Below are 17,619 nucleotides of genomic sequence, written 5' to 3' on the forward strand. Positions count from 1 at the left end.
GTAGGAGCGAGCAAAGCTCGCGATGCGCCGCGCGGGCGGCGCTCGGTCTCGCAGGCGAAAAACCCCTAAAGGCGGGCACCTGCATGCCCTCACACCCTGCTCCCGCCAATCATTCAGCAAAGCGCGCGCGTAGCGCTCAAACAGGTTGATTCACCCGCCCACCAACGCGGCTCAGCCATACCGAGGCCAGAATGATCGCGCCACCAATGAACAGCCGCCCCAGCGGCTCGTGCTGGTTCCAGATCAGCAGATTCAGCAGCAGCCCCACCGGTACATGCAGGTTGTTCATCACAGCCAGCGTGCCACCGGAAACCAGGCACGCGCCCTTGTTCCACCAATAAAGGCCCAGGGCTGTCGGGCACAGGCCCAGAAACAACAGCACCAGCCACTGCACCTGGGTACCGGGCAAATGCTGAGGGTTGCCGAATAGCAGGAACGCGGGCAAGGCCACCAGCAGCGCGCCCAGGTAGAAGTAGCCGAAGCGGGCATAGTGCGGCAGGTCGCTGGGGTTGCGGGCCACCAGATGGCGATACAGCACCTGGCCAGCGGCATAGGTGAAGTTGGCCAGCTGCAGCAGCAGGAAGCCCATGAAGAACTCACCGCTGATGCTGTCGAAACGGATCACGGCAGCCCCCGCCACTGCCACCAGCGCTGCCAGCAACGCCCAAGGGTTGAAGCGCCGGTTCATGGCGTCTTCGATCAGGGTCACGTGCAGCGGCGTCAGGATGGTGAACAGCAGCACCTCCGGCACACTGAGCACGCGAAAGCTCAGGTACAGGCACACATAGGTGATGCCGTACTGCAGCGCGCCGATCAGCAGCATCGAACGCATGAAGCGTGGCGGCACCTGGCGCCAGCGGGTCAGGGGCAAAAACACCAGCCCCGCCAGCAGCACCCGGGCCAACACGGCGAAATAGCTGTCGACGTGCCCGGCCAGGTACTCGCCGATCAGGCTGAAGGAAAACGCCTGGATCAGCGCGACGATAATCAGGTAGCCCATGGTTGCCTCTCTTGGATAAGGCCGCGACCTTAGCGGCTTGCACCGGCCCAGTTCAACCACTGGGAATGGAGGGATAACCACCCTTGCGCGGGTCGCCCCCACCAGCGCCCTTTTCGCACCCCATAAAAAAGCCCGGCCAGTGGCCGGGCAGGTTCACCCAAAGGAGCTAAAAACGGGTGCAAGGGTTGGGAATTCTGTACGCCTCAGGCGATCGCGGCCATCTGGGCCTTGGCCTGGTTCAGGCCCTTTTCGTGGAAATCACCGCTCATGTTCAGGCCTTCGGCGTGGATGAAATCAACATCGTGGATACCGATGAACGCCATCACCTGGCGCAGGTAGGGCTCCTGGTGATCGCTGGTGGCGCCGGCATGAATGCCGCCACGGGCGGTGAGCACAATGGCGCGTTTGCCGGTCAGCAGGCCCTGTGGGCCGGTTGGCGTGTACTTGAAGGTGACGCCGGCGCGCAGCACGTGGTCCAGCCAGGCTTTCAGGGTGCTGGGGATGGTGAAGTTGTACATGGGCGCGGCCATGACCAGCACATCGGCAGCCAGCAGTTCATCGGTCAGCTCGTTGGAGCGTGCCAGGGCGTCGAGCTCGGCGGCGCTGCGTTGCGCTTCTGGCTTCATCCAGCCACCCAGCAGGTGGGCGTCCAGGTGCGGTACCGGGTTGGCCGCCAGGTCACGGACGGTGATCTGGTCAGAGGGGTGGGCAGCTTGCCATTGCTCGATGAAATCCCGGGTCAGCTGGCGGGAGATCGAATCCTGCTGACGTGCACTGCTTTCGATGATCAATACGCGGGACATGGGTGCCTCCATCGGCAAAAAGGGTTGCGAGTCGATGGAGGGAAGACTAAAGCTTGACCTATCGATTAAAAAGCGTAAAAAGTGGGTGTAACATATCGATTAATTTGTTTATTCAGCCGAGCAGGCAACCGTGACACGCAGCTTGATGATCTGCCGGTTGAACTTGGCAGTGACGTCGGCGCGTTTGCCTGCCGGCACATTCACACGCCGCACCCTGGGGGCCTCGGGGCCATTGCGGAAGGTGACCTTGCAGGCAGCGGGCACTTGGCCATAGTTGTCCAGGGTGATGGCGCCGATATCGTAGGCGGTGTCGTAGGCAGTGGCATCGAGCTTCACCCCGTCGATGTGTTTTTCCACCTCAATGGGGTAGGCAAACGCTGCAACCGGCAGGCACAGCAGCATTGCTGCACATAATTTTTTCATCGGCGCTCTCCTTGAAAGAGCGCAGCTTAGGACAACAGGAGCACCACATGAAAGCGCCGCGCGTGACCCTAGACCAGTGGCGGACCCTGCAGGCGGTGGTCGATCACGGCGGCTTCGCCCAGGCAGCCGACGCCCTGCACCGCTCACAGTCGTCGGTGAGCTACACCGTGGCGCGCATGCAGGAACAACTGGGCGTGCCGTTGCTGCGCATCGACGGGCGCAAGGCAGTGCTCACCGAGGCCGGCAACGTGCTGCTGCGCCGCTCGCGCCACCTGGTCAAGCAGGCCAGCCAGCTGGAAGACCTGGCCCACCACATGGAACAAGGCTGGGAAGCGGAAGTGCGCCTGGTGGTCGATGCTGCCTACCCCAGTGCCCGCCTGGTACGCGCCCTGGCTGCCTTCATGCCGCAAAGCCGGGGGTGCCGCGTGCGCCTGCGCGAGGAGGTGTTATCGGGGGTGGAGGAAGTCATGCTCGAAGGCATCGCCGACCTTGCCATCAGCAGCTACAGCATCGGGGGCTACCTGGGTGCGGAGCTGAGCGCGGTGGAGTTCGTGGCGGTTGCCCACCCAGAGCACAGCCTGCACCGGCTGGGCCGTGAACTGACCTTCCAGGACCTGGAAAGCCAGTTGCAGGTGGTGATTCGTGACTCCGGCCGTGCCCAGCCCCGTGACGTGGGCTGGCTGGGCGCCGAGCAGCGCTGGACGGTAGGCAGCCTGGGCACCGCCACCACCTTTGTCAGCAGCGGCCTGGGCTTTGCCTGGCTGCCGCGGCACATGATCGAACGCGAGCTGCGCGACGGCGTGCTGAAACCTCTGCCGCTGGACCAGGGTGGCAGCCGCCACCCGCTGTTCTACCTTTATTCGAGCAAGGAAAAGTCCCTGGGCCCGGCCACGCAGATCCTCATCGACCTGCTGCGCAATTTCGACACGGCACCACTGGACGTGCCCTTCGCCGCCCCCGCCCAAGCCTGACAGGACCGCGCCCATGGCTTATTTCGAACACGAAGGCTGTGCACTGCACTACCGCGAGTATGGCCAGGGTGAGCCACTGGTGCTGCTGCACGGCCTGGGCTCCAGCAGCCAGGACTGGGAACTGCAGGTGCCGCTGCTAAGCCAGCACTACCGGGTGATCCTGATGGACATCCGCGGCCATGGCCGGTCCGACAAGCCCCACGACGGTTACCACATCGCCACCTTCAGCGCCGACCTGCTGGCCTTGCTCGAGCACCTGCACACCGGGCCCGTGCACCTGGTGGGGCTGTCCATGGGCGGCATGGTGGGTTTCCAGTTTGCCATCGACCACCCCCAGTGGCTGCGCAGCCTGTGCATCGTCAACAGTGCGCCCGAGGTCAAGCGTCGCACGCGCAGCGACTGGCTCTGGTGGCTGAAACGCCGTGGGCTGGCCACCGTGCTCAGCGTCGAAACGGTCGGCAAGGCCCTGGCCCAACGGTTGTTCCCCAAGCCAGAGCAGGCCGCGCTGCGCCACACCATGGCGCAGCGCTGGGCCCGTAACAACAAGCGCGCCTACCTCAAGAGTTTTGACGCCATCGTGGGCTGGGGCGTACAGGAACGCATCGGGCAGATCCACTGTCCTACCCTGGTGATTGCCGCCGACCACGATTACACCCCGATACAACTCAAGGCGGCGTACGTCGCCCTGATGCCCCAGGCAACGCTGGTAGTGATCGAAGATTCCCGGCACGCTACCCCCCTTGATCAACCCCAGGTTTTCAACCAGACCCTGCTGCAGTTTCTTGCAGCGGCTTGCTCCCCTGAAGGATCTTTGCGCCCATGCTGAAAAAACTCCTGCTTACCGCTTGCTCCGTTGCTTTTGCCACCAGCGTCATGGCTTCGGACAAGACGCCGCACGTGCTGCTGGACACCAGCTTCGGCCAGGTAGAAATCGAGCTCAATGCCGAGAAAGCCCCGGTCAGTACCAAGAACTTCCTGCAGTACGTCGACAGTGGCTTTTACAACAACACCATCTTCCACCGGGTAATCCCGGGCTTCATGGTGCAGGGCGGTGGCTTCACCGAGCAGATGGTGCAAAAGCAGACCAAAGACCCGATCCACAACGAGGCCAACAACGGCCTGATGAATACCCGGGGCACGCTGTCGATGGCGCGTACCTCCGACCCGGATTCGGCCACCAGCCAGTTCTTCATCAACGTGGCTGACAACGACTTCCTCAACCCGGGGCGTGACCGCGGCTACGCCGTGTTCGGCAAGGTGACCAAGGGGATGGAGGTGGTGGACCAGATCGTCAATTCGCCCACCACCATCAAGAAAGGCATGCGTGACGTGCCTGCCGACCCCGTTTTCATCAAGTCGGCCAAACGCATCGACTGATCGCGAGTCTCACAAGGACGTGCGCCGCTTCGCGGCTGGATGAACAGGAGTTGCATCGCCCATGCTGTACCGTCGTTTCGAACAACTGATCGATATTTTCCGCGACGCCCCGAGCGAGGCACCTCCCAGCCGCGTGTGGCCCTTCTACCTGTATTACCTGCGCCAGGTCTGGCCCAGCTTCCTGGCGCTGCTGGTGGTGGGCCTGGTGGCCTCGTTGATCGAGGTGGCCATGTTCAGCTTCCTCAGCCGCATTATCGACCTGGCCCAAGGCACACCGAATACCCGTTTTTTCAGCGAACACAGCGGCGAGCTGGTGTGGATGCTGGTGGTGGTACTGGTGTTGCGCCCGCTGTTTTTCGGCCTGCATGACCTGCTGGTGCACCAGACCATCAACCCGGGCATGACCAGCCTGATCCGCTGGCAAAACCACAGCCACGTGCTCAAGCAGAGCCTGAATTTTTTCCAGAGCGACTTCGCCGGGCGCATTGCCCAGCGCATCATGCAGACCGGTAACTCGCTGCGCGATTCTGCGGTGCAGGCGGTGGACGCGCTGTGGCACGTACTGATCTACGCCATCACCTCGCTGGTGCTGTTCGCCGAGGCGGACTGGCGGCTGATGCTGCCGTTGCTGGCGTGGATCGTGGGCTATATCGCGGCGCTGTTCTACTTCGTGCCGCGGGTGAAGGAACGCTCGGTGGTTTCTTCCGATGCCCGCTCCAAACTGATGGGACGCATTGTCGACGGCTACACCAACATCGCCACCCTCAAGCTGTTCGCCCACACCGACCATGAACAGCAATATGCCCGCGAGGCCATCAGCGAACAAACCGAGAAAACCCAGCTGGCATCACGGGTGATCACCAGCATGGACGTGGTCATCACTACCCTCAACGGCCTGCTGGTGGTGGCAACCACGGGGTTGGCGCTGTGGTTGTGGAGCCAGTCGCTGATCACCGTGGGCGCTATCGCCCTGGCCACCGGCCTGGTCATCCGCATCGTCAACATGTCGGGCTGGATCATGTGGGTGGTCAATGGCATCTTCGAGAACATCGGCATGGTCCAGGACGGTTTGCAGACCATTGCCCAGCCGGTCACCGTCACCGACCGCCCCGATGCCCAGCCCCTGAAGGTTAGCCGGGGCGCCGTGCGCTTCGACAACGTGGGTTTCCACTATGCCAAGGCAGCCAATGTGATCGAGGGGCTGAACCTGGATATCCGCCCTGGTGAGAAGATCGGCCTGATTGGCCCCTCCGGCGCGGGCAAGTCGACCCTGGTCAACCTGCTGCTGCGCCTGTACGACGTGCAGGCCGGGCGCATTCTTATCGATGGCCAGGACATCGCCGAGGTCAGCCAGGCCAGCCTGCGAGCTCAGATCGGCATGATCACCCAGGACACCTCGCTGCTGCACCGCTCCATCCGCGAAAACCTGCTGTACGGCCGCCCCGAGGCGAGCGACGCCGAGCTGGACGAAGCGGTGCGCCGCGCCCGCGCCGATGAGTTCATCCCGCAACTGTCGGATGCCCAGGGGCGCACCGGGCTGGACGCGCATGTGGGCGAGCGCGGGGTGAAACTGTCTGGCGGCCAGCGCCAGCGCATTGCGATCGCTCGGGTGCTGTTGAAGAATGCGCCCATCCTCATCATGGACGAGGCCACTTCAGCGCTGGACTCGGAAGTGGAAGCGGCCATTCAGGAAAGCCTCGAAACGCTGATGCAGGGCAAAACGGTCATTGCCATTGCCCACCGCCTGTCGACCATTGCCCGCATGGATCGGCTGGTGGTGCTGGACAAGGGCCGTGTGGTCGAGGTGGGCAGCCACAGTGAACTGCTACAGCAGCGGGGCTTGTACGCGCGGCTGTGGCATCACCAGACCGGCGGGTTTGTCGGGGTCGACTGACCCCTTCACCCCTGACGATAAGGCAACATGCCTCGCGCCTCTTCGGCATAGGCCATCACACCCGCACGCTCCTGCACCAGAAACTCGTCCACCGCACGGCGCAACCCCGGGTGCAACAGGTAGTGCCACGAACGGGTCAGCACAGGCTCGAAGCCACGTATCAGTTTGTGCTCACCCTGCGCCCCGGCGTCGAAGCGTTGCAGGCCCTCGGCAATGGCGTAGTCCATGCCCTGGTAGAAACAGGTTTCAAAGTGCAGCCGGTCGAATTCGTCCAGGCAACCCCAGTAGCGGCCAAACAGGCTGCCTCCGCCCACCAGGCTCAGGGCCATGGCCACGTCCCGCCCACCTTGGCGCGCTATCACCACGCGCAGCGCCTGGGGCATGCGTGCGGCCAACAGGCTGAAGAATTCACGGGTCAGGTACGGCGCGCGGCGGCGCACTGCGTAGGTGTTGGCGTAGCACAGGAACACGAAATCCCACTGGGCTTCCGTCAGCTCATCGCCACGGTACCAGCAGAAGTCGATGCCCTGCCCTGCCACCTGCTCACGCTCCTTGCGCATCTGTTTACGCTTGCGCGAGCTGAGGCTGTCGAGAAAATCCTGAAAATCACGGTACCCCTTGTTCTGCCAATGAAACTGGCACCCCAGGCGCTCCAGCCAACCGGGCAGCCCGGCAAATTGCTCATCCAGCGCGGTGTCGGTGAAATTGACATGCGCGCTGGACAGCCCCGCCTTGCCCAGGTACTCCGGCAGCGCCTGCAACAGCAGCAAGCCGTCCGCCGCATCCGCCGCCAGCAACCGCGGCCCGCTTACCGGGCTGAACGGCACCGCGCCCAACAACTTGGGGTAGTAGGCAATGCCCGCCCGTTCGCAGGCATCCGCCCAGCCATGATCGAATACGTATTCGCCAAACGAGTGCCATTTACGGTAAGCCGGCAGCAGCGCCCGCACCTGCCCGTCCCGCTCCAGCACCACGTGTTCGGCGGCCCAGCCGGTGGCACGGGCGACACTGCCACTGTCTTCCATGGCGCTGAGAAACGCGTGGCTTAAAAACGGCTGACCATCGGGCACCAGGGCATCCCAGGTGGCCGCAGGCAGATCATGCAATTGAGCAAGGCTGTACAGGCTGGTCACGGTTTTGGCTCACGGCAGAGAGGTACCCAGTATCCCCAAGGCAGGCGGGCGACTCAAATGGTGAACGCCCGGCTGACCGTAAAACACACCATCACTTAACAACAGTGCCACCATTCCGACATTAATCTGTCACCCGCCCCCGCAATACTTGCGCCTGTTTTCCGGAACACCAGAACCTGTCTATTCAGGCCCTTTCCGGGGACATGCCAACACAAGGGCGGGCGCTTGAGCGTCCCCCATCTTATTCAGTAGGGAGAACCTTATGCGTCTTGTTTCTACACTTACCGGAGTGAGCCTCACCGGCATGATGCTGGCTCTGAGTACTCCGGCCAGTGCGGCCGTCGACGCCAAGCTGCTCGAAATGCTCCGCGCCAACGGCTCGATCAACCAGGCGCAGTACTCCGAGCTGCAGGCGGACCTGGCTCAAGAAACCAAGGAAAAGGCCGCTCAGAAAGCTCAGTCCGACCGGATGAGCTCCTTTGAACAGAAAGTGGCATGGGCCGCCAAAACCCAGGTCAAGGGTGACGTGCGCCTGCGTTACGAAGACGTCAACGTCGACCACCCGATCTCGCGCAGTGGCAACCAGGACCGTGAGCGCGTACGTGCCCGTGTCGGCTTCTACAGCGAGATCAACCCGCAAGTGGATGCAGGCGTGCGTGTGGCCACCGGCAGCAGCGCCGATGCCCGCTCCACCAACCAGAGCCTGGACAACTACTTCGAGAAGAAATCGCTGTGGGTCGACCTGGCCTACCTCGACTGGCACCCCACCGCCGTGCCTAACCTGCACCTGATCGGCGGCAAGATGATGCAGCCGTGGGTAAGCATGGGCGACATCATCTGGGACAGCGACATCAACCCAGAAGGCGTGGCCGCCACCTACAAGACCAACCTGGGCGCCGCCGAAGTGTTCGGCAGCATCGGCCACTACAACCTCAAGGACAACGTAGACGGCGACGGCGTGCAGTTCAAACACGACGCCCAACTGTACGCGGCCCAGCTGGGTACCAAGTTCAACGCGGCTGATACCGTCAAGGTCACCGTGGGCGGCAGCATCTACGGTTACGACAACGACAAGGCCTCTGCTGCCCTGCGTTCGCTGGGCAACACCACCAACGAGTTCAACCTGGTGGAAGGTTTCGGCCAGGTGGACTTCACCGGCTTCGCCATCCCGCTGTCGGCCTACGGCCAGTTCGTCAAGAACACCGAAAGCACCGATGGCAAGGACAAGGCCTGGCTGGCTGGCTTGAAGAGCAAGATCGGCGCCTGGAGCCTGGACTACAACTACCGCGACGTGCAGCGTAACGGTGTGGTGAGCCTGTTCACCGACTCGGACTTCGGCAACGGCTTCACCGGTTCCCGTGGCCACAAGTTCAAGGTGGGTTACGAAATCGACAAGAACTTCGCCCTGGGCGCGGCCTACATGATGGCCAAGACCGACTACTCCAACCTGCCCAACAGCAATGCTGATGTAGACACTCTGCAGGTAGACCTGGAAGCCAAGTTCTAAACCGTACGCCCCTCTGCTTCACTTGAAACGGGAAACACCGAACCCCATCCGGTGTTTCCCGTTTTTTTGTGTGTAACGCCTAGGCGTAGCAAGCGCAGAAAGGATCAGCGCTTGCGCAAGATCACGCTGCCAATCGAATACCCCGCCCCAAACGAACTCAACACTCCCAGAGAGCCCTTGGCCAGGTCGTCCTGGTAGAGGTGGAAGGCAATCACCGACCCTGCCGAACTGGTGTTGGCATAGCGGTCCAGGATCACCGGCGCGTCTTCTTCAGCCACTTCACGCCCCAGCAGCTTCTTGACGATCAGGTGGTTCATGCTGAGGTTGGCCTGGTGCAGCCAGAAGCGCTTCACATCGCCGGGCTGCAAGCCATTTTCCTGCAGGTGCTCCCCTACCAGCTCAGCCACTTTGGGGCAGACCTCGCGGAACACCTTGCGCCCTTCCTGGATGAACAACTTGTCGGCGGCACCCTCGCCCTCTTCAGCCGCACGGTTGAGGAAACCGAAGTTGTTGCGGATGTTGTTGGAGAACTCGGTCCACAGCTTGCTGCTGACCACATCGAACTGGTGGTTGGAACTGGCCTGGTCGGCACGCTCAAGCAGTACTGCGGTGGCCGCATCGCCAAAAATGAAGTGGCTGTCGCGATCGCGAAAGTTCAGGTGCCCGGTACACACTTCCGGGTTCACCATCAGCACGGCCCGCGCTTGCCCCAAGGCCACGCTGTTGGCTGCCGTCTGGATACCGAATGTGGCGGAGGAACAGGCCACGTTCATGTCGAAGGCAAAGCCTTGAATGCCCAGGGCCTGCTGCACCTCGATGGCGATGGCCGGGTAAGGCCGCTGCAGGTTGGAGCAGGCGACGATGACCCCGTCGACATCGGCCGGTGTACGCCCGGCACGCTCCAGTGCCTGGCGCGCTGCCGCCACCGCCATTTCGCAGAGCACCGACGGCTCGTCGTTGCTACGCTCCGGCAGGCGCGGCTTCATGCGTTGCGGGTCGAGGATGCCGGCCTTGTCCATGACGAAGCGGCTCTTGATGCCAGAGGCTTTTTCGATGAAGGCAGGGTCCGACAAGGGCGCCGCTTCGACCTCACCGCGCGCGATGGCAGCGGCGTTGTCCTGGTTGAACTGCTGCGACCAGGCATTGAAGGACGCCACCAGTTCTTCGTTGGAAATGCTCTGGGCCGGGGTGTACAGGCCGGTGCCGCTGATCACGACATTATGCACGGTGGTTCCTCTGGTCGAAGGCCACCGCCACTGGGCGCTGGCTGGAAACATGACAGGTAGTGGCACTTTAGTGCCAATTGTAAAACGAGGGCTTTGCCTCAAGGGGCCGCGGGCGGCCCCAAATTGCCTCAATAGTGCCACAAGTCTGGAAGTTTAGCCTTCCACCTGGCTCCATTGCTTGCTCAGGCGCTTGTCAGAAATCGGCACCTTGGTGCCCAACTGCTGGGCGAACAGCGACACGCGATATTCTTCCAGCCACCACCGGTAAAGCGTCAGCTGTTCGTCGCGCTTGCCTTCCTGGGCATGCTTGTCGGCCCGCGCCTTGTACTGCGCCCACAGGTTGGCCAGCTCACCGCTCCACACCCGGTCTTTCTGCACCTGCGAGCCGAGTTTCTCCAGGCGAAGTTCCACCGCCTTGAGGTACCGGGGCAGTTCCTTGAACCAGGCCGACGGTGTTTCGCGTACAAAGCCCGGGTACACCAGGTTGCCCAGTTGCTGCTTGATGTCGTTCAGCGCCACGGCCTGGCTCAGGTCAATCTTGCCCTTGAAGCGCTTCTGCAGCCCGTGCCACAGCTTCAGCACCTCCAGCGTCTGGCGTGCCAGGCGTTCGGCGTGTTCGGCCCAGTTGCCACGCTTGCGGTCGGCCAGCGCCGCCAGCGCGGCGCCATCACGCGGGAGGGCCTGCTCACCCTCAAGCACGCAGCTGTCCAGGCTCGCCAGCAGGATGTCCTCGACCAGCGCTTCCACCCGGCCCAGCTCGCGGTACAGCAAGCCCAGTTCGGTCAGCCCTGGCAGCTTGCCGCGCAGGAACTTGGCCGGCTCGGCCAGTTGCTGCAACAACAGCCGCTGCAAGGCGCGACGGTGCTGGAACTGGGCTTCGGCCTGGGTCGAGAAACGCCCTTCGCGCACCGCGCCCTGCTCCTCAACCAGCGCGGGGTAAACCGTCATCGACAGGCCGGCGATGTTCTGCTGGGCCGTTTGCTTGACCTCATTGAACGCTTTGGCCTGCACCGGTTGGTCACCCTTGGCGTCACGCGGCACGGCCAGCGCAGCCTGGCTGGCGGCGGCAAAGCGTGCCGTCAGCTCGGCCAGGTCACGGCCTTCGCCCAGGAACTTGCCCTGGCCGTCGACCACTTCGATGTTCATGCGCAAGTGGCCTTCGACCAGGTTGATCGACTCCTCCCAGGCCTCGTCCGACACCCGCGCACCGGTCATGCGCAGCAGTTCCTGGCCAAGGGCCTGGGGCAGCGCACCCTGGCCGAAGGCCATGCGCGCCAGCGCGGCCTTGACGAAGTCGGGCACCGGCACGAAGTTCTTGCGCAGGGCCTTGGGCAGGTTGCGCACCAGTGCCACGCACTTGGCCTCCAGCAAACCGGGCACCAGCCATTCCAGGCGCTCGCCCGGCAGGCTCGGCAGCAGCGGTGCCGGCACCCGCACGGTCACGCCATCGCGGGCGTGGCCCGGCTCGAAGTGGTAGCTCAGCGGCAGGCGCAATTCGCCCACCTGCAGGCTGTCGGGGTACTGCGCAGCGGTGACTTCACTGGCCTCACGGGCCAGCACGTCTTCCTCGCGCATGATCAGCAAGTTGGCATCCTTCTGGCTGCCCATGCGGTACCAGCTGTCGAACGTGGCGGCCTGGTGGATCCCGGCCGGCAGGCGCGCTTCGTAAAACGCGTACAGCGTTTCTTCGTCCGCCAGAATGTCCCGGCGCCGGGCCTTGGCTTCCAGTTCATCCAATTCTTCAAGCAGGCGCTTGTTGGCCGCCAGGCACTTGGCCCGGGACTGGATTTCGCCGCCCACCAGGCCCTCACGGATGAACAGCTCGCGCGATGCGACAGGGTCGATGGGGCCAAAGTGAACCGGCCGGCGCCCTACCAGAATCAAGCCGTACAGGGTGATCTGCTCGTAGGCCACCACTTGCCCGCGCTTCTTCTCCCAATGGGGTTCGAAGTGGTTCTTCTTGATCAGGTGCCCTGCCAGGGGCTCGATCCAGTCCGGCTCGATACGGGCAACCACCCGCGCATACAGCTTGGTGGTTTCCACCAGCTCAGCCGCCATCACCCACTGCGGGCGCTTGCGCCCCAGGCCCGAGGAAGGGTGCACCCAGAAGCGCCGCTGACGCGCGCCCTGGTAGTCACCGTCTTCGGTCTTGTGGCCAATCTGGCTGAGCAGGCCACTGAGGATGGCCTTGTGCATCTTCGGGTAGTCACAGGGTTCTTTGTTTACCGTCAATTGCAGCTCGCGGCAGATCAGCGCCAACTGCCGATGGGCATCGCGCCACTCACGCAAGCGCAGGTAATTCAGGAACTGCTTGCGGCACCAGTTGCGCAACGGATTGGCGGTCAAGGCCTGGCGTTGTTCCTCGAACCCGCGCCACAGGTTCACCAGTGCAGCAAAGTCCGAATCCACATCCTTCCACTGGGCGTGCGCCTGGTCTGCCGCTTGCTGGCGCTCGGGCGGGCGCTCGCGCGGGTCTTGTACCGACAGCGCACTGGTGACGATGAGCACTTCCTGCAAGCTACCCAGGCGTGCGCCTTCGAGCAGCATGCGGCCCAGGCGCGGGTCGATGGGCAAGCGCGCCAGCTGGCGGCCGATGGGCGTGAGCTGGTTCTCGCGGTTGACCGCCGACAGTTCCTGCAACAGGTTGAAACCGTCGCTGATGGCCTTGCCATCGGGTGGCTCGATGAACGGAAACGCATCAATGGCGCCCAGGCGCAGGTGCAGCATCTGCAGGATCACCGCCGCCAGGTTGGTGCGCAGAATCTCCGGGTCGGTAAACGCCGGCCGGCTGTTGAAATCCTCTTCGCTGTAGAGGCGCACACAGATGCCTGGTTCCACCCGGCCACAGCGGCCCTTGCGCTGGTTGGCGCTGGCCTGGGACACCGCCTCGATGGGCAGACGCTGCACCTTGGCGCGGTAGCTGTAACGGCTGATACGCGCGGTGCCGGTATCGATCACATAGCGTATGCCGGGCACGGTCAGCGAGGTTTCCGCAACGTTGGTGGCCAGTACCACCCGGCGCCCGGTGTGGGGCTGGAAGATGCGCTGCTGCTCGGCCGGCGACAGCCGGGCGTAAAGCGGCAGAATCTCGGTATGGCGTAGCTGGGCCTTGCGCAGGATCTCCGCGGCGTCGCGAATCTCCCGCTCGCCCGGCAAAAAGATCAGCACATCGCCTGGCCCCTTGCTTTCACCGCGCTCGTGCTGGGCCAACTCGTCCAGGGTGGCGAGGATGGCCTGGTCGACGGTGAGGTCGTCCTCGATCCGGTTGCCCTCCTCGTCCTGCTCACTGGTCAGCGGCCGGTACCAGGTGTCCACCGGGTAGGTGCGCCCGGACACCTCGATGATCGGCGCACCGTCGAAGTGCCTGGAGAAGCGCTCCAGGTCGATGGTCGCCGAGGTGATGATCAGTTTCAGCTCGGGGCGGCGGTGCAGCAGGGTCTTGAGGTAGCCAAGCAGGAAGTCGATGTTCAGGCTGCGTTCGTGGGCTTCGTCGACGATGATGGTGTCGTAGCGCTCCAGAAAGCGGTCATGCTGGGTTTCAGCCAGCAGAATACCGTCGGTCATCAGCTTGACCAGCGTGTTGGCATCGCTCTGGTCCTCGAACCGCACCTGGTAACCCACCAGGCCGCCCAGCGGCGTGCCGAGTTCCTCGGCCACCCGGGCCGCCACACTGCGCGCAGCGATACGGCGCGGCTGGGTGTGGGCGATCAGGCCATGGCTGCCGCGGCCCAGCTCCAGGCAGATCTTGGGTAACTGGGTGGTTTTGCCCGAACCGGTTTCGCCGGCAATCACCAGCACCTGATGCTCGGCCAGCGCCTTCTTGATTTCATCGCGCTTGGCCGCGATGGGCAGGTTGTCGTCGTAGCGCACCGTGGGCACGCTTTGCTGGCGCGCGGTGACCTGGGCGCAGGAGGCCTGCACCTTGTCCACCCATTGCGCCAGCTTTGCCTCATCGGGGCGCTTGCGCAGTTCGTGCATTTGCCGGCGCAGGCGATGGCGGTCGGCAATCATGGCGTGGTCGAGGTTTTGCAGCAGTTTATCGATGGCGTGGTCAGTCATGGGGCTTTTGAGTGATGCAGGTGAGCCTGCTTTTTCATGATCGGCATGCGGAAAGTGGGTGGATTGTCGCAGATTTGCGGGTTTTCTGCTGCCTGTGCAGGCCCTCTCGCGGGTGAACCCACCCCCGAACGGCGCCGCCCAGCCAGCCTGAATGTTTAGCCATGCCCAACGTAAAGGTCGCCATTCACTGGTTTAATCAACCCAACATCGCATGTGAGTATCCAAGGCATGACCCCGTTCCAGCCCAGCAACCCGCCATCGCCCCGCCCTTCGCTGCCGAAGGCCAGGCGCCGTGCCGGGGAAAATCCGCTGGTGCATGTCATCCTCGCCTTCTGGGCCTTGTGGCACTGCCGCCACGCCCGCCCGCCGGATACCTCGCTTACGCCGCTGTGACCCAAACCGGCCACACCCTGGCCGATTGACTCAGTTGGGCCGCTTGCCAGCGCGGCGGCCCCGTGCGCCCGCGAGCGACTTCATCATGCACTTTGCCCCTGTAGAGCAGGCCAACCGTTTTCTGGCCGACAACCCTGATATCGAACTGTTCGAGCTGTTCATCCTCGACGCCAATGGCGTGCCCCGCGGCAAGCTGCTGCACCGCGATGAACTGCTGGCCGTGTACCAGAGCGGCCGTCCGCTGCCCAGCACCATCCTGGGCCTTACCCTCAATGGCGATGACGTGGAGAACTCCGGCCTGGTGTGGGACGTGGGCGACATCGACTGCCGTGCCTACCCACTGGAGAACAGCTTGGTGCGCCTGCCTTGGCGGCGCATACCCACCGCTGCGGTGCAGGTGAGCATGCACCCCGACGAGGGCCTGCCTGCCAGCGTCGCCGACCCGCGCCATGTGCTGGTACGCACTGTCGAGGCACTCAAGGCCGACGGCTATCACCCGGTGATGGCCTGCGAACTGGAGTTCTACCTGCTCGACCAGCAGCCCGACGCCCAGGGCCGCCCCCAGCCTGCACGGGATAATGACGGTGGCCGGCCGCGCACCACGCAGGTATACGGGCTGCGCGAGCTGGAGCAGATCGAGCCGTTTCTGGCCGACCTGTATGCAGCCTGCAAGGCCCAAGGCATTCCGGCGCGTACGGCGATTTCGGAGTACGCCCCTGGGCAAGTGGAAATCACCCTGGAGCACGGTGAAGCGCTGCAGGCCATGGACCAGGCGGTACGCTACAAACGCCTGGTGAAAGGTGTGGCCCATGCCCACGGCATGCAGGCCTGCTTCATGGCCAAGCCGTTCGCGCAACTGGCCGGGACCGGCATGCACATGCACCTGAGCCTGGCCGATGACGCCGGCCGTAATCTGTTTGCCAGTGAGGACAAGGCCGGCACCCCGCTGCTGCGCCAGGCCATCGCCGGCATGCTGCGCCACCTGCGTGATTCGCTGCTGCTGTTCTGCCCCAACGCCAACTCCTACCGGCGTTTTCAGGCCAACAGCTATGCGCCGCTGGCCCCCACCTGGGGTGTCGACAACCGCACAGTGAGCCTGCGGGTGCCGGGAGGCCCTGCGGCCAGCCGGCACGTGGAGCACCGGATCTGCGGTGCCGATGCCAACCCCTACCTGGCTGCCGCGGCAATCCTGGCCGCCACCCACTGCGGTATCCGCGAGCAACTCGACCCGGGCGCGCCTGTGCAAGGCAACGGCTATGCCCAGGCCACCGAACACCTGCCTACCGACTGGCTGACCGCCCTCGAAGCCCTGCAGCATTCAGGTTGGGCCCAGCAGGCGCTTGGCGAGCAGTTCCTTGGCGTGTACCTGAAGGTCAAGCGCGCCGAGTACCGCCAGTTCATGGCCGAAGTCAGCGAGCAGGACTGGCGCTGGTACCTGCACCAGGCCTGAGCCCCCATCAAACAAGGAATTGCCATGAATGCAGCATTGAACAAGGGCCCGGCGCAGCGCGCACCGTCCTACTACAGCGCCACCCTCAACGACCACACGCAGTACCCCCAGCTTCAGGGCACGGTGCAGGTGGACGTGGCGATCATCGGCGGTGGCTTCACCGGTGTGGCCACCGCCGTGGAGCTGGCCGAGCGGGGCCTGAAGGTCGCCATCATCGAAACCCACCGCATTGGCTGGGGCGCCAGCGGGCGCAATGGCGGCCAGGTCACTGGCAGCCTGTCTGGCGACGAAGCCATGCGTTCGCAAATGCGCCAGCACCTGGGCGCCGAGGTGGACGACTTCATCTGGCACCTGCGCTGGCGCGGGCACCAGATCATCGAGCAGCGCGTGGCGCGCTATGGTATCGATTGCGACCTCAAGCATGGCCACCTGCACGCGGCCATGAAGCCCTCGCACCTGCGGGAGTTGCATGCGTTCCAGGCCGAGGCCCAGCGCCGGGGCATGGGCGAGCAGGTACACATGCTCGACCAGGCCGCCGTGGCAGACCACCTGCAAAGCCCGCTGTACCTGGGGGCGCTGAAAAACCTGCGCAACCTGCACCTGCACCCGCTCAACCTGTGCCTGGGCGAAGCACGCGCGGCCCATGGCCTGGGCGCGCTGGTGTTCGAAAACTCCGAAGTGCTGGACATCGTGCACGGCCCGCGCCCGGCAGTGGTCACCGCCCATGGCCGGGTGGAAGCCCGCCAGGTGATGCTGGCCGGGGACGTGTACCACACGCTTGAAAAGCGCCAGCTCAAGGGCAAGATTTTCCCGGCCATGGGCGGCATCGTCACCACGGCGCCGCTGGGCGAGCTGGCCGAGCAGATCAACCCGCAGGACCTGGCCGTGTATGACTGCCGCTTCGTGCTCGACTACTACCGGCTGACCGCTGACAAACGGCTGTTATTCGGCGGCGGCGCCAATTATTCCGGGCGGGACTCGCGGGATATCGAAGGTGAGTTGCGGCCTTGTATCGAGCGCACCTTCCCGGCGTTGAAAGGCGTACCCATCGATTTCCAGTGGAGCTGCGCCATGGGCATTGTGGTGAACCGCATTCCCCAACTGGGCAAGCTGTCGGGCAACGTCTGGTACTGCCAGGGGTACTCGGGGCACGGAATTGCCACCAGCCACATCATGGGTGAAATCATGGCCGAGGCGTTGACCGGGACGCTGGAGCGGTTCGATACCTTTGCCCAGTGCAAGCATGTGCGTGTGCCGATGGGGGACTTGCTGGGCAACCCGTTGCTGGCCGCAGGCATGTGGTACTACCAGATGCTGGAGAAATTGCGCTGATCGACGGGCGATGGGCTGCGGAGCAGCCCTAGATCCCCATCTGCGCCCTGA

Annotated in this window: 14 protein-coding genes; 8 read left to right on the forward strand and 6 right to left on the reverse strand. The window is 63.7% G+C overall.

What is annotated here, in order from left to right; genetic code table 11:
* Positions 1 to 136: 136 nt before the first annotated feature.
* The 3 genes from IAE33_RS14145 to IAE33_RS14155 all read right to left on the reverse strand — a co-directional run bounded on the left by IAE33_RS14145 (position 137) and on the right by IAE33_RS14155 (position 2,226).
* Positions 137 to 1,000, reverse strand: a complete 864-nt coding sequence (locus IAE33_RS14145; RefSeq protein WP_201163958.1) for a carboxylate/amino acid/amine transporter — start codon at positions 998 to 1,000, stop codon at positions 137 to 139.
* 203 nt (positions 1,001 to 1,203) lie between these two features.
* The gene (locus IAE33_RS14150; protein WP_201163959.1) at positions 1,204 to 1,803 is read right to left on the reverse strand and encodes an FMN-dependent NADH-azoreductase; all 600 of its coding nucleotides are present in this window, start codon (positions 1,801 to 1,803) and stop codon (positions 1,204 to 1,206) included.
* Between the two features lie 108 nt (positions 1,804 to 1,911).
* The gene (locus IAE33_RS14155; protein ID WP_028635455.1) at positions 1,912 to 2,226 is read right to left on the reverse strand and encodes a hypothetical protein; all 315 of its coding nucleotides are present in this window, start codon (positions 2,224 to 2,226) and stop codon (positions 1,912 to 1,914) included.
* A 47-nt stretch (positions 2,227 to 2,273) separates the two neighbouring features.
* Here IAE33_RS14155 and IAE33_RS14160 point away from each other — a divergent pair, with 47 nt between their 5' ends.
* The 4 genes from IAE33_RS14160 to IAE33_RS14175 all read left to right on the forward strand — a co-directional run bounded on the left by IAE33_RS14160 (position 2,274) and on the right by IAE33_RS14175 (position 6,468).
* The gene (locus tag IAE33_RS14160) at positions 2,274 to 3,197 is read left to right on the forward strand and encodes a LysR family transcriptional regulator (RefSeq protein WP_201163960.1); all 924 of its coding nucleotides are present in this window, start codon (positions 2,274 to 2,276) and stop codon (positions 3,195 to 3,197) included.
* Positions 3,198 to 3,210: 13 nt separating this feature from the next.
* Positions 3,211 to 4,023 carry an alpha/beta fold hydrolase gene (locus tag IAE33_RS14165; RefSeq protein WP_201163961.1) on the forward strand — a complete coding sequence of 271 codons (813 nt, stop codon included), beginning with the start codon at positions 3,211 to 3,213 and terminating at the stop codon, positions 4,021 to 4,023.
* Positions 4,017 to 4,574: a peptidylprolyl isomerase gene (locus IAE33_RS14170; protein WP_201163962.1), complete on the forward strand. Its 558-nt coding sequence runs from the start codon at positions 4,017 to 4,019 to the stop codon at positions 4,572 to 4,574. The genes IAE33_RS14165 and IAE33_RS14170 overlap by 7 nt, the downstream gene beginning before the upstream one ends.
* Positions 4,575 to 4,635: 61 nt before the next feature.
* Positions 4,636 to 6,468: an ABC transporter ATP-binding protein gene (locus IAE33_RS14175; protein ID WP_201163963.1), complete on the forward strand. Its 1,833-nt coding sequence runs from the start codon at positions 4,636 to 4,638 to the stop codon at positions 6,466 to 6,468.
* A gap of 5 nt (positions 6,469 to 6,473) precedes the next feature.
* On the opposite strand, the gene IAE33_RS14180 is transcribed toward IAE33_RS14175, so the two are convergent.
* Positions 6,474 to 7,601: a GNAT family N-acetyltransferase gene (locus tag IAE33_RS14180; RefSeq protein WP_201163964.1), complete on the reverse strand. Its 1,128-nt coding sequence runs from the start codon at positions 7,599 to 7,601 to the stop codon at positions 6,474 to 6,476.
* A gap of 262 nt (positions 7,602 to 7,863) precedes the next feature.
* On the opposite strand from IAE33_RS14180, the gene IAE33_RS14185 reads away from it, so the two are divergent.
* A complete protein-coding gene (locus IAE33_RS14185; protein WP_201163965.1) occupies positions 7,864 to 9,108 on the forward strand; it encodes a putative porin in 1,245 nt (414 codons plus the stop codon).
* Between the two features lie 104 nt (positions 9,109 to 9,212).
* Here IAE33_RS14185 and IAE33_RS14190 read toward each other — a convergent pair whose 3' ends face one another.
* Positions 9,213 to 10,334: a beta-ketoacyl-ACP synthase III gene (locus tag IAE33_RS14190; RefSeq protein WP_201163966.1), complete on the reverse strand. Its 1,122-nt coding sequence runs from the start codon at positions 10,332 to 10,334 to the stop codon at positions 9,213 to 9,215.
* 153 nt (positions 10,335 to 10,487) lie between these two features.
* Positions 10,488 to 14,393, reverse strand: coding sequence for an ATP-dependent RNA helicase HrpA (gene hrpA / locus IAE33_RS14195; RefSeq protein WP_201163967.1), 3,906 nt, complete (start codon positions 14,391 to 14,393; stop codon positions 10,488 to 10,490).
* Between the two features lie 228 nt (positions 14,394 to 14,621).
* On the opposite strand from hrpA, the gene IAE33_RS14200 reads away from it, so the two are divergent.
* The 3 genes from IAE33_RS14200 to IAE33_RS14210 all read left to right on the forward strand — a co-directional run bounded on the left by IAE33_RS14200 (position 14,622) and on the right by IAE33_RS14210 (position 17,568).
* A complete protein-coding gene (locus IAE33_RS14200; RefSeq protein ID WP_201163968.1) occupies positions 14,622 to 14,786 on the forward strand; it encodes a hypothetical protein in 165 nt (54 codons plus the stop codon).
* Positions 14,787 to 14,871: 85 nt separating this feature from the next.
* Positions 14,872 to 16,236, forward strand: coding sequence for a glutamine synthetase family protein (locus IAE33_RS14205; protein ID WP_201163969.1), 1,365 nt, complete (start codon positions 14,872 to 14,874; stop codon positions 16,234 to 16,236).
* A gap of 24 nt (positions 16,237 to 16,260) precedes the next feature.
* Positions 16,261 to 17,568 (forward strand): NAD(P)/FAD-dependent oxidoreductase, encoded by a 1,308-nt coding sequence (locus tag IAE33_RS14210; protein WP_201163970.1) that lies wholly within the window; start codon positions 16,261 to 16,263, stop codon positions 17,566 to 17,568.
* The last annotated feature ends 51 nt before the right edge of the window (positions 17,569 to 17,619 follow it).

Source organism: Pseudomonas sp. S60 (assembly GCF_016647865.1).
Taxonomy (GTDB): domain Bacteria; phylum Pseudomonadota; class Gammaproteobacteria; order Pseudomonadales; family Pseudomonadaceae; genus Aquipseudomonas; species Aquipseudomonas parafulva.